Annotated in this window: 12 protein-coding genes; 5 read left to right on the plus strand and 7 right to left on the minus strand. The window is 56.6% G+C overall.

Features of this window, described 5'->3' with window-relative positions; all coding sequences use genetic code 11:
• Positions 1-8 precede the first annotated feature (8 nt).
• From JHL21_RS13400 to JHL21_RS13410, 3 genes are read left to right on the plus strand one after another with little or no spacing between them, the layout of a single operon-like run.
• Positions 9-1,532 carry an MmgE/PrpD family protein gene (locus JHL21_RS13400; protein ID WP_200213996.1) on the plus strand — a complete coding sequence of 508 codons (1,524 nt, stop codon included), beginning with the start codon at positions 9-11 and terminating at the stop codon, positions 1,530-1,532.
• A 6-nt stretch (positions 1,533-1,538) separates the two neighbouring features.
• Positions 1,539-2,417, plus strand: coding sequence for an oxaloacetate decarboxylase (locus JHL21_RS13405; RefSeq protein ID WP_200213998.1), 879 nt, complete (start codon positions 1,539-1,541; stop codon positions 2,415-2,417).
• A 1-nt stretch (position 2,418) separates the two neighbouring features.
• Positions 2,419-3,096 carry a GntR family transcriptional regulator gene (locus JHL21_RS13410; protein ID WP_169197042.1) on the plus strand — a complete coding sequence of 226 codons (678 nt, stop codon included), beginning with the start codon at positions 2,419-2,421 and terminating at the stop codon, positions 3,094-3,096.
• A 418-nt stretch (positions 3,097-3,514) separates the two neighbouring features.
• Here JHL21_RS13410 and JHL21_RS13415 read toward each other — a convergent pair whose 3' ends face one another.
• Genes JHL21_RS13415 through JHL21_RS13425 form a run of 3 tightly spaced genes read right to left on the minus strand, consistent with a single transcriptional unit; the run spans position 3,515 to position 6,128 of the window.
• On the minus strand, positions 3,515-4,333 hold the full coding sequence (locus JHL21_RS13415; protein WP_200214000.1) for an ABC transporter permease: 819 nt from the start codon (positions 4,331-4,333) through the stop codon (positions 3,515-3,517).
• Positions 4,333-5,127: an ABC transporter ATP-binding protein gene (locus JHL21_RS13420; RefSeq protein ID WP_200214002.1), complete on the minus strand. Its 795-nt coding sequence runs from the start codon at positions 5,125-5,127 to the stop codon at positions 4,333-4,335. The genes JHL21_RS13415 and JHL21_RS13420 overlap by 1 nt, the downstream gene beginning before the upstream one ends.
• A 23-nt stretch (positions 5,128-5,150) precedes the next feature.
• On the minus strand, positions 5,151-6,128 hold the full coding sequence (locus tag JHL21_RS13425) for an ABC transporter substrate-binding protein (RefSeq protein ID WP_200214003.1): 978 nt from the start codon (positions 6,126-6,128) through the stop codon (positions 5,151-5,153).
• A 419-nt stretch (positions 6,129-6,547) separates the two neighbouring features.
• On the opposite strand from JHL21_RS13425, the gene JHL21_RS13430 reads away from it, so the two are divergent.
• Both JHL21_RS13430 and JHL21_RS13435 read left to right on the plus strand, forming a co-directional pair.
• On the plus strand, positions 6,548-7,225 hold the full coding sequence (locus JHL21_RS13430) for a DUF4286 family protein (protein WP_200214004.1): 678 nt from the start codon (positions 6,548-6,550) through the stop codon (positions 7,223-7,225).
• A gap of 75 nt (positions 7,226-7,300) precedes the next feature.
• Positions 7,301-7,978 carry a GntR family transcriptional regulator gene (locus JHL21_RS13435; RefSeq protein WP_200214005.1) on the plus strand — a complete coding sequence of 226 codons (678 nt, stop codon included), beginning with the start codon at positions 7,301-7,303 and terminating at the stop codon, positions 7,976-7,978.
• 56 nt (positions 7,979-8,034) lie between these two features.
• Here the strand turns inward: JHL21_RS13435 and JHL21_RS13440 are convergent, their stop codons facing one another.
• From JHL21_RS13440 to JHL21_RS13455, 4 genes are read right to left on the minus strand one after another with little or no spacing between them, the layout of a single operon-like run.
• Positions 8,035-8,949, minus strand: a complete 915-nt coding sequence (locus JHL21_RS13440; protein WP_200214006.1) for an ABC transporter substrate-binding protein — start codon at positions 8,947-8,949, stop codon at positions 8,035-8,037.
• Between the two features lie 15 nt (positions 8,950-8,964).
• Positions 8,965-10,305, minus strand: a complete 1,341-nt coding sequence (locus tag JHL21_RS13445) for an amidase (RefSeq protein WP_200214007.1) — start codon at positions 10,303-10,305, stop codon at positions 8,965-8,967.
• Between the two features lie 2 nt (positions 10,306-10,307).
• On the minus strand, positions 10,308-10,871 hold the full coding sequence (locus JHL21_RS13450) for an amino acid synthesis family protein (protein ID WP_200214012.1): 564 nt from the start codon (positions 10,869-10,871) through the stop codon (positions 10,308-10,310).
• Positions 10,872-10,926: 55 nt separating this feature from the next.
• Positions 10,927-11,676: a sulfite exporter TauE/SafE family protein gene (locus tag JHL21_RS13455; protein WP_200214014.1), complete on the minus strand. Its 750-nt coding sequence runs from the start codon at positions 11,674-11,676 to the stop codon at positions 10,927-10,929.
• Positions 11,677-11,695: the final 19 nt, after the last annotated feature.

An 11,695-nucleotide genomic window follows, 5' to 3' on the forward strand; every position in this document is an offset into this window, starting at 1 on the left:
TTCCGAGCATGAATACCTATAGCGTAAAAGTTCACCCTTCCGCCGCAAATCTGCCACGCGAGCATCAACTGGCTTGGCATATCGCAGAGTTTGCCGCGCATTGCGGTCCGCTTGATGCCGACGTGGTCGACATGATCGCCTGCCGTATTGTCGACAACGCCAGTGTCGGCCTAGCGGCGATAAATCGTGCGCCTGTGGCTGCAGCACGCGCGATGGCTCTAGCCCATCCGCGCAAAGGTGGCGCAACGGTTTATGGACTTGGCAGTGATGTGCGGGTCGATGCGGAATGGGCCGCGTGGGCAAATGCCACTGCGGTTCGTGAGCTGGACTTCCATGATACCTTCTTGGCTGCCGACTATTCGCATCCCGGCGATGCGATCTCGCCTCTGATCGCTGTGGCCCAGCAGATGGGACTTGATGGAAGCGCTTTGGCGCGCGGCATCGCCGTATCCTACGAAGTACATGTCGCTCTGGTGAAAGCAATTTCTCTGCACAAGTATAAAAAGGATCACGTCGCGCATTTGGCCCCAGCAACGACCGCTGGTATCGGCGCGATGCTTGGCCTGCCGACGGAAATCATCTTCCAAGCGGTCAACCAAGCGGTACATCTGAGTTTCTCCACACGCCAATCGCGCAAGGGGGAGATCAGCTCCTGGAAGGCCTATGTGCCGGGCTTCTCGGGCAAGCTCGCCACCGAGTGCGTGGACCGCGCCATGCGTGGCGAAGCCTCGCCGTCGCCAATTTACGAAGGCGAAGAGTCGGTTCTCGCCTGGATGCTCGGCGGTAAGAACGAAGCCTACGAAGTCTCGCTCCCAGCTGTCGGTGAGAGCCCACGCGGTATCATGGAGACTTATACCAAAGCCCATTCCGCTGAATATCAGGCACAAGCCCTCATCGATCTTGCTATTGATCTATCCGCGCAGATCGGAGACCTGACAAAGGTCAAAGATATTTTGCTCGAAACCAGCCATCATACCCATAACGTTATCGGCACTGGCGCCAACGATCCGCAGAAGATGGATCCAGAAGCGAGCCGTGAGACGCTTGACCACTCCATCATGTACATCCTTGCAGTCGCGCTAGAGGACCGGAACTGGCACCACGTCAACTCCTACACTCGCGAGCGGGCGAGGACGGCATCGACAGTCGCGCTCTGGCACAAGATCGCGACCGTGGAAGAGCCATCTTGGACTATCCGCTATCTCGATCCGAACCCAGCCAAGCGCGCCTTTGGCGGCAAGATCATTGTGACGCTCGACGATGGTCAGGTCATCACTGGTGAACGCGGCGTCGCCGATGCACATCCCAACGGCAATCACCCTTGGACATGGCAGGACTATGCCAACAAATTCGATACGTTGACGATGGACGACCTATCGGACAGCGAGCGCAAGACGTTTCTCGCGTCCGCAAAAGCCTTTGCGACACTGCCCGCAGGCGCACTCGACGCTTTGATCCCGGCCCTACAGCTTGGCCGCGTCTCGCCATCCAAGCCAACTGGCCAGGGTATTTTCGACCACGGTCTTGAGTAATATCTAATGCTGAACCACGAGATAAATCGGTCTTTCCGTGAACGGCTTTCCGAGGATCGCGTCCTGCTGCTCCCCGGCGCGGCCAATGCTTTGGCGGCACGGATAATCGCGGACATGGGGTTTGAGGCGATATACCTTTCTGGGGCTGGCCTTACCAATACCTATCTTGGCATGCCAGATCTTGGCTTTATTGGCTTGCCCGAGATTGCCCAGCATACTGCCACCATCCGCGATGCCACCGACCTGCCAATTATCGTCGATGCCGATACCGGCTTTGGCAATGCGCTCAATGTACGGCACACAATCCGAACACTCGAACGTGCTGGGGCGAGTGCCATTCAGATCGAGGATCAAGTTAACCCCAAGCGCTGTGGGCACTTTGCCGGTAAAGACGTTGTCTCGCTCGATGAAGCGAGGGGCCGCATCAAGGCAGCCACCGATGCACGTCAGGATTCCAACCTGCTCATCGTTGCGCGCACAGATGCGCGATCGACGCTGGGTGCCAATGCCGCCATAGAGAGGGCACAGGCTTTCATCGAGGATGGTGCTGACATCACCTTCGTGGAAGCGCCCGAGAGCGTAGAGGAACTGCGGGCGATCCCAGCCCGCCTCCCCAAGACACCACAACTGGTCAACCTTGTGGTTGGTGGCCGCACACCCATTTTACCCCTAGCAGAGCTGGGCACGATGGGCTTTAAGCTGGTCCTCTACGCCAACGTAGCTTTGCAAGGCGCTGTCTACGGCATGCAGAATGCGCTTGGGCAGCTCAAGGCCGATGGCAGTCTTGACGAAAGGGGGCCGGTGGCGACCTTCAAGGAACGTCAGCGCCTCGTGAACAAACCTTTCTACGACACCCTCGAAAAGCGTTACGCGACGAGCGAGTAATATGGAGCAGATCTTGGGGCCAAGCGAAGGTACCGACGAACGGTTGCTGACCGACCAGTTGTTCGAGCAACTGAGCGAAGCCATTGTTTTAGGCACTTTCGCGCCGGGTGCGAAACTCAGTGAGCCTCGGCTTGCAGCTCAATACGGCGTGAGCCGTGGACCACTTCGCGAGGCTATTCGACGCCTTGAGGAACGCAAACTTGTGACACGCGCACCCCGCCAGGGTGTGCGCGTTGTCGTACCCACCCCAAGTGATGCGCTGGAGCTATTCACCATTCGCGAAGTGCTCGAAGGCTTGGCCGCTCGCCAGGCCGCCGAGCATGCGACCGATGCCGAGATCAATGAATTGCGGGCCATGCTGCAGCGCCATCGCGGCGCCTTATCTGAGCCTGACGCCTTGGTCTATTGGCAGGCAACGGCCAATTCCGACTTTCATTTTATGATCGCCAGGGTTGGTCGCAATCAGCACTTGTTTGATCTGCTGTGCGGCGAATACTACACCCTGTTCCGCCTCTATCGTATGCAGCACCGCATCGTACCGGGCCGTGCACAGCGCGCCTTGGCTGAGCACGAGCGCATCGTTGAAGCGGTTGCAGACCGTGACGTAGAGCTGGCCGAATTGCTTATGCGCCGCCACATCGCCTCAGCCCGGAAAGGGTTGATATCGAGCCAAGCTTAAACTTAGCTTTCAGGCATCTTTTCCATTTTTGCGTTGCGAAAAGAACGCGATCTGTCCCGCCTCAGCGTCCGTGCGCATAGCTGGCAGATCGATAGGGAATGTTCAGCTCTCGCCCCCAAATCTGACGTTGACGTTTGTCTAGCGTTTACCCAAAAACAGACGATGATCCAATGGATCCGGTCTCAAAACTAGAGGTTTCGAGGATGTCCGAGACCTCCTCAGCGACCTCAATGTTAGTAACAGACAACGCCCTCATTTCAGCCCCATATCCGGACGTCTCAAGCACAATCACCTCGATAACGCGCTGCGTGATGGGCATTAGATAAGGCTATGACAAACATTAAGTTCAGCATTTAGCACTGCACCAAAAGAAAAACGGGAGGGCGTTGAGGCCCTCCCATTCAGTGTTGGTGCGCTTTTAGTGGCCGCGGCCGGTGACCTGTATGTGCCACGGAGCAATTTTGCGTTCGAGCCAAGCGACAAGGGCATTGAGCACAATAGCAAAGGTCAGAAGCACGATGATCGGCGCGAACATCTGCGCTGTGTTATAGTTGTTGGCAGCGGTCAGGATGATGCCGCCAAGGCCAGAGAGTGCGGTGAAGAACTCGGCGACGATCATGGCAATAATACCTTTGCCGACGGCGAGACGCAGGCCAGCCATAATCGACGGCACCGATGCGGGCAGCACGATTTTGGTCAGAATGGCACGACGCGAACCAACAAAAGACTCGCCCACTTCGATGAGCGTTTTGGGGATCGACTTCACGCCATCCCACGTGCTCATGCAAATGGGAAAGAAGGACAGCGTCGCAATGATCGCGACCTTCACGTTAAAGCCCAGGCCAAACCAGAGCATGAACAAAGGGGTGATCGCGATCAGCGGCATCGCATTGCCTGCTGTCACATAGATCCCCAGCGCTGCTTCAACCTTGGGGAAACGGCCGAGCAGCATGCCGAGAGGAATCCCCAAAGCGGCAGCGATCAGAAAACCGACGGCGAACGTCTGCGTGCTCTGGAAGAAGGCTTTGGTCAGGCGGCCGGATTGCAGCATTTGCCACATCTCAGCAGCAATTGCCGAGGGGTATGAGCCGAACAGCGGATTGACCTGACGACCGAAGATTTCCCAGCACAGGAAGACGAAGGCTACAGAGCCCACGGTGATCAATTTATTGCTGTTCCACGTGATGTTAAAACGCGGGCGCGCGGCGTCTGTGGTAGCCGTTGTCTCTGTGGTCATTATGCTGCCCTCTTGGCGTCTGCTTCCATTTCCGACTTGAGCAAGTCGAACAGGCGTAGGCGCTTTTCGCCGAATTCTGGGTCGCCGCGCAGTGCAGCCAGGCTTGGTCGAGGGCGTGGAAGATGGACTTCCAGAACCTCTTTTACACGTCCTTGGCTCATGACGACAATGCGGTCGGCAAGCAGGACAGCTTCGTCGAGATCGTGCGTGACCATGATAATGGTTTGCTGGGTTTTCGCCTGAATGACCAAAAGCTCATTCTGGAGACTTTCGCGCGTTTGCGCATCGAGAGCTCCGAATGGCTCGTCCATCAGTAGCACATCGGGGCTGATCGCCAAAGCGCGTGCAATACCGACGCGCTGTTTCATGCCCCCCGAAAGCTGGTGGGGCAAACGGTCACCAGCATGGCCGAGGCCAACCAGTTCGAGGTTTCGCTTAGCCTCAGCCTGACGCTCGACTTTGCCCATGCCTTTCAATTCAAGGCCGAAGGCAACATTTTGTTCGGCATTGCGCCATGGGAGCAGTTCGGAATGCTGGAACACCAGCCCGCGGTCATAACCGCACCCGTTGACTTCCTTGCCATTGACGATGACAGCTCCGCCAGAGGCCCTTTCAAGGCCCATGATGATGCGCAGCATTGTGGTCTTACCGCAACCGCTCGCGCCAGTAATAGCGACAATCTCGCCGCGTTCCATCGAAAAAGAGACGCCTTGTAGCGCTTTAACCTCTCGATGGACGCCGCCCACCTTGGTTTTGAATGTTTTTGTAACATTCTGGATTTCAACCAGTGCCATAAGGCGCCTCCTTCCTAGTCGTCTTATTGCGCTGCGAGCAGTGCCTGGGCGGCATCAATCACGGTCGTGTCGACCATGTTGGTTGGGTCATAGCCAGCAGTCATATTGCCGGTATCGACCAGCAGATTGCTGAGCCAACGCAGCTTATCGATGTCGATGGTCATGCTTGGGTCGACAGCATCGTTAGCGACAACTTCTTCAAAGATCGCGAGTGGTGCCTTGTCGTCCGCAGGTAGCTCCGCCTTGTCATAAGACAGGGCGATCGTTGCGTCCTTGTTGTCGAGCGCGAACTGGAAGCCCTTCATCTGAGCAGCAAGGAACTTTGCAACAAACTCAGGACGCTCCTTGATCAGGTCGCCGCGGGTCATCAGGCAGAAGCGGGTGTACTGGGGAACCACGTCACGCGCATGAACCAGCATATGCAAGCCGAGTTCTGGCGCCTTAACTTCAAACTCGCTCGAGCTGGGTGCGGCGGCGATAATGTCGGCCGAAACAGCTGCCACACGTTCAGCGTCGGAGCCGGCAACAGTGAACTCAACATCGTCCAGCGACATGCCCGCAGCGAGCACAACGGCGCGCGCGAACAGGTCAGGCAGCGAACCTGGGGCAGAAACACCGATCGAGCCGCCCTTGAGCTGGTTGATGCTGGTGATCTCTGGCTTGGTAAATAGGCCGTATGTCAAGCCTGGCCATGGGCAACCAATAACCTTGACGTCAGCGCCCTGCGCTGCGGCGATCATTGGGCCGCCTGGATTGCCGATATAGGCATCGAGTTCGCCAGCGAGCAGGCCGCGCAACAGGATCGCATCTCCTTTGAAGGCCTGAATATCCACGTCGAGGCCAAAGTAGTCGTCGAAGCCGTCTTCACCGACCATGTATACGAAGCCCGCATCGCCCTTAGCGGCAACGGTGCCGAAACGGAAGGCTTCTAGTTCCTGTGCCGTGGCAATCGACGTTGTGGCGCAAAGCGCTGCTGCGGTGAGGCAAATAAGTTTTTTCATAAATCAGTCCCTCAGTTTGTTCGACAAGCACGCGGCGCCATCCGGATAGACAGCGTGGTTTGCGTGCCCGTGATTTGTCAGTGCGCGCCCAGGGCAACTCGACTGACAACGTTCCCCATTGCCATCGATGCGCCCCTTCTGTGGTCGTGCATTCCGCCCTCTGAGCTCTCCTAGCTCGTAAAGCGTATTCGCTCATCACTGTTAGACGATATTATGTCATACAAAGCATGTCCAGACAGTAGCTCGATCTTTAGTCGTTTTTGAAATCGGCACTTAAAATGAGCACACCAGCACCGAAAGCGAAAAGCCATGACTTCGAAAAAATAACGTATTTCCATAGCATTAGACGACTAGTGGACAATCCTTGTACGAACTGCCATAGTATCGTCATACAAGAATACAAACGTCAATAGAGGCCAATGATGCGTCCAGGCGCCGTGCTGTTTTCCGAAATGACCCCAGATCCGACTTGGGAGGGAGAGTTCCATTCCTGGTATGACACCCACCATATCCCCATCCGCATGGCGGCACCGGGCTTCTTGGGAGCACAGCGCTATAACCGTCATGACGGTGAGGGCTTTCTGGCCGTCTACGACATGGAAAGCCCAGAGGTCTTACAGACCCCTGAATATAAGGCCATCAAAGGCCAGCCGAGCGAAACGACCGTCCGCATGCTGCGCGATGTAACTGGTTTTACCCGCTACACCGCTCGCCTGATCAGCTGGCAGCAGCAGGACGCCGTCAGCGAGCTGGAGATGTTAGAAAGCCCTGTCCTGTACGCCGTGCTATTCACAGTTCCGGAAGAGCGTCGCAATGACTTCAACGCTTGGTACACAGAAGACCATGTGCCGAAACTGCTGGTAGAGCCGCAGTGGCTCGGCGTGCGACGCTATGAAATTGTGGATGGCACGCCGCATAATTATACCCATATCGCCCTGCATCACCTCTCCTCCGTGGACGCGATGAACAGCCCGCATCGCGCCGCAGCGCGCGATACGCCGTGGCGCGACCGTTTGGCTGCTGAAAACTGGTTCAAGGGCAGCTATATGGTCTTCGACAAACGAAGTGATCGGTTTCAGGCAACACCTGCAGGCTAGACCCCACGTCCTACAAATGGATAAAGTAACAAAGCCCGCTGCGGTCCTATTCGCGGGATAATTGGATTCGACCTCATGCAAGATCTTCGCATCGTTCAACCTCGGGCACTGCTTCGCGAGCAAGTGTTAGACAAGCTGCGGAACGCTATTATTGAAGGCTGGTACCCTCCAGGGACACGCCTGATTGAGCGGGAACTTTGCGAAGCACTTGGAGTGAGCCGCACGTCCGTCCGTGAAGTTTTGCGTCAGCTTGAAACCGAGCAGTTAATCACCGTCGAGCCGCGCAAAGGCCCGACGGTGGCCACCATCGGTGTGGTTGAAGCCAATGCGATCTACGAAACCCGGATTATCTTTGAAACCGCAGTGGTCCGAGCTTTTGTGGAACGCGCCACCAATGCGCAATGCATTGCGCTCAAGGGGGCGGCTGAAGCGTTTGCCAAAGCCGCTGCAACCAGCGAGAAATCAGCCCTGCTCTCCAGCATGGGCAGTTTCTACGATACTCTGCTCGATGGCGCAGGCAATGCGGTGCTGCAGAGTGTGGTACGCCAGCTCATGGCGCGCGTTGCCTTCCTGCGTAGCAAGTCGCTCAGCGAGCCCGGCCGCTTGAAGGTGAGTGTCGAGGAAATTGGCCAGCTGTGTGATGCGATCGTTGCGCGAGATACACGGCGCGCCGAGGATATTGCCCGCTTGCACGTTTCGAATGCACGCGACGCCGCTCTTCGACAACTCGCTCTCGAAGCCAAAGCAAAATAGGGTAAAGGCGCCGAGAGGCGCCTTTACCTGTAAACGTCGTTAGTAAGTCATTTGGCCTACAGCCACGTATCCATGAACTGCGTGGCGATGACTTCCTCAGGCTCAAGTGCTCGGTCGAGCAACCCGTTTGCAAGCGCAAAACGGTTGAGGCCAGATAGCGCCTCAACGCCGATCTCTGCTTGATAAAAGCTCTTATCACGATCGATGAGCTCCGGCATGAGTTCAGCCTGCGCCTTGGGGAACATCTCATCGGCAAAATGGCGGACCAGCGATGGATCGCGCTGCAAAGCTTTCTGCGTAGCCTTAATCGCCCGGACCGCGGCGGCTGCAACCTCGGGCGAACGCTCGATTAATCTATCGCTGACGGTAAGGGCCGCAAAATTATAATGCTTTGTGCCGCTCGGCCCGTCGCCACGCCGCGTATCAATATGCATTCTAGCAAGCCCGGCTTTCTCTGCGAGAGCCAGACGCATGCCATTACCCCAAAACGCATCAGCATAATTCTCTTCAATGGCACGAATGCCATCAAGGCTATGCCATTCTGAGCCGTTCTTAAGGCTTTCGACGATTTCAACATCGCCTAGCGCGAGACCTGCCTCAGACAGCATGTGCTGCAGCGCTGTTTTGGGAAATGCGAAGGAACAGGCTATGCGCACGCCCTTGAGCGCCAGCACATCACCCCGCGCAATGGGAATGTCTTTGCGAATGCCCATAAACCAGTAAGAATTCTGAGCCAAAGCACAGAGCAATTTGGCACCGCGCCACTGCGGAAAGGCCCGGGTTGCTGCAAAAGCCGGACCACCAAAGAAGTGGATTTTACCTGCTTTGAGCTGCTCGATACCGTCTTTTGCGCCGTAAACCGGGATGAACTCGACCTCGACACCCTCGGCAGCGAAAAAGCCCAGTTTTACCGCCGCTGTTGCGACGATGTAGGAGGGAGAGTCGACGTCTGCCACCATCATCTTGAACATGACTGTCTCCGCGAATTAGGGGGCGATCGCTTCGAGGCGCCAACGGGCTTGCGACATGAGCAAAGCGTCATCCTGCATCCGCCCAATTAGCTGCAGGCCTAGTGGCAGGTTTTGATCTTGCAAAATGGGCAGCGAGACCGCGGGCACGCCCAGCAGTGACGCCGGGACATTCATGGCGGGGCTGCCCGTGCTCTCATCAATGCGCGGGGCTGCGCCTGTCGCACTCAACGTCAGGAAACAATCAACCCGGGAAGCGATCTTGGCATAGACACCTCGGATAACATCCCGCTGAACAAGGGCGTCATGATACTGTGCCAAAGTCATAGCTTTTCCAGCATCAACACGGTGCTGCATGGTTGGACTGAGCTGATCGTAAGGATAGCTGCGTAAGGGCCACGAAAATTCCCATGCCAAAATGCGCATGGTCAGCGGCCAGGCTTGGGCGAGCAATTGCTCAAGATAGAATAGCTCGCTATCGGTTTCGGAGGTGACAAGCTTGACACCAGCGGCACTTAGGCGTGCCAGCTCTTCTTCAAAGGAAGCACTGGCTCCAGCCGTTCGCTCAGACCAACCCGCTGTTTTTAGAACAGCAACGCGGCTCAAAGATTGCGCCTCTGGCAGGTCTTCGGGCCCGCACAAGCCAAAATGGCCAGGATCACCCCCAACACGCTTGGCAATTGCCATGGCTATTGACCATGCGCCTGACAGGGTCGAGGCGAGTGTGCCGAGACAGGAATGGCTGAGCTGATCGTAGGAACCGCCACGATTGAGCGCACCGAAGCTGGGCTTGTATCCGACGACGCCGCAATAGCTCGAGGGGCGCAGAGTTGACCCAACGACCTGTGTGCCGAGCGCGCCCGCAATCATGCCCGCACCTACAGCAGCGGCAGAACCCGAGGAGGAGCCTCCAGGGGTCCGGTTCGTGTCATGAGGGTTGCGAGTGTCAGCGTAGGTGTAGCTCGTCGCAAATTCGGTGGTGGTGGTCTTACCGAGAATGATTGCTCCGGCCTCGCGCAGGGCCTGAACCGAAGCAGCATCTCGGCGCGTCTCAAAACCTTCCCATAGCGGAGACCCCTGACCTGTCGGCAGATCGCAGGTTTCAATGACATCCTTGATGCCTATCACCATGCCATCAATGGGAGACAAAGGGTCATTGTCTCGCCACCGTCGGGTGGACCTTTCCGCAGCCTCTTGTGCCGCGTCACGCGCGAGCGCAGTAAACGCTTTCACTGAGGCCTCCCGGCGATCAATCACGCCCAAGCGCTGCGCCAGAACATCGTTCGGCGTCGTCTTGCCGGAGCGATAGTCGGCATCCGGGGCGATAAGCAGTGATTGGGTCGCCGGGGTCTTGGTCATGATTAGCCCTGAGCCTCTTCGTAGGTCATGCCGCCAACACGGGCGTTCAGGCGTGGGCCGGTGCTCATGCAGAATATCAGTGCGATTTCATCCGCCTTTGGACCATCAGGAATGTGAATTGTCATGCCGTCGTAGTGCGAGCGTACGTAAACGTCGTCCTTGCAATTCATTGGCACGTCGATGAGCGCGTTTGGTGCAGAGACCTTGGTGAAGGAAGAGATCCAGGCCTTAGCGCCGCCGATGACGTCGCGAATTGGATTGGCAAAAGTCGTCGTCAACAGCGCGTTTGCGTGTTCCTGTTCGCCGCCGAGGCCAACAACACCGCCCTTGCCATAACCCTGGACAGCCATGCCGCCGAGCGCGACTTTGGCGGCTTCACCAATTCGACGACCGATTTCGGCGCTGACGGTGACCATGCCGGAGAGGTCTTCGACGTACTGCCCGACATAGGGGTTTTCGACGATAAAAACGACGGCAACCTTACGCAACGGGGAAGCGGCCTGCTGACCTGCTTCGACGTACTTGTCGTCAATGATGGTGAAGGTGCGGCGGATCTTAATATCCATAGGGAAGCTCCAAAGTTTCAAACTTTTTTGTCATACAATCATACAGCAGTCAATCTTATGATGCCAATGCTATTGCTTCCCAAAGCATCCGCATAGCGAGACCCGCCAGAAGCAGCATGATCAGCCGATCAAAACACCTGCGTGAGATTTTCCGGCTAATGGCACTGCCAATTGGCATGCCCATCAGCATCGGAAAGACAGCGATACAGCTCAGCATGAAAAGCTCGGGCGTGATGATGCCAATCAGGCTAAGCGTCATTAGTTGCAGGCTGCCAAAGGTGACGAACAACAAGGACACGGTGCACATGAAGACTTGCCGGTCTAATTTCATGGCATTGAGAAAGCTGATCGAAATGGGGGCAGACATACCCGCTGCTCCTTGAAGCAAGCCGCTCAAGAAGCCAGTCGGCAGGGCAAGTTTGCTAGCAAGAGCAAGGCTCAACACAAAACGACTGTTGAGCGATCGGACCAGCAAATAGAGAACAACCGCCAAGGCGACTATGACCGAGAGCGTACGGGTATCCATCAAGAGGAGCACCCAAGAGCCAGCGAGAACGCCGATCGCCGCAGCGCCAACAAACGGGATCAAGAAGTAGCGCGGCAAGGTAAACTGCCTATTGCGCCACAGCTGGGTGAAATTGGTGACGATGTTCGGCACCGTCAGAATGACGATGGCAAAACGAACGTCGTAAAAGGCCGCAAGGGCCGGAATGGCGAGAATGGGGGCGCCAGCACCAGTGGCGCCCTTGAGTATTCCGCCGCAGGCCAGGCAGATAAAAATCACCGCCAACTCGAAGAGAGGCATGGCGTTGCTCCGCAGTATT

The sequence above is a fragment of the Devosia sp. WQ 349K1 genome, from assembly GCF_016595685.1.
GTDB lineage: Bacteria > Pseudomonadota > Alphaproteobacteria > Rhizobiales > Devosiaceae > Devosia.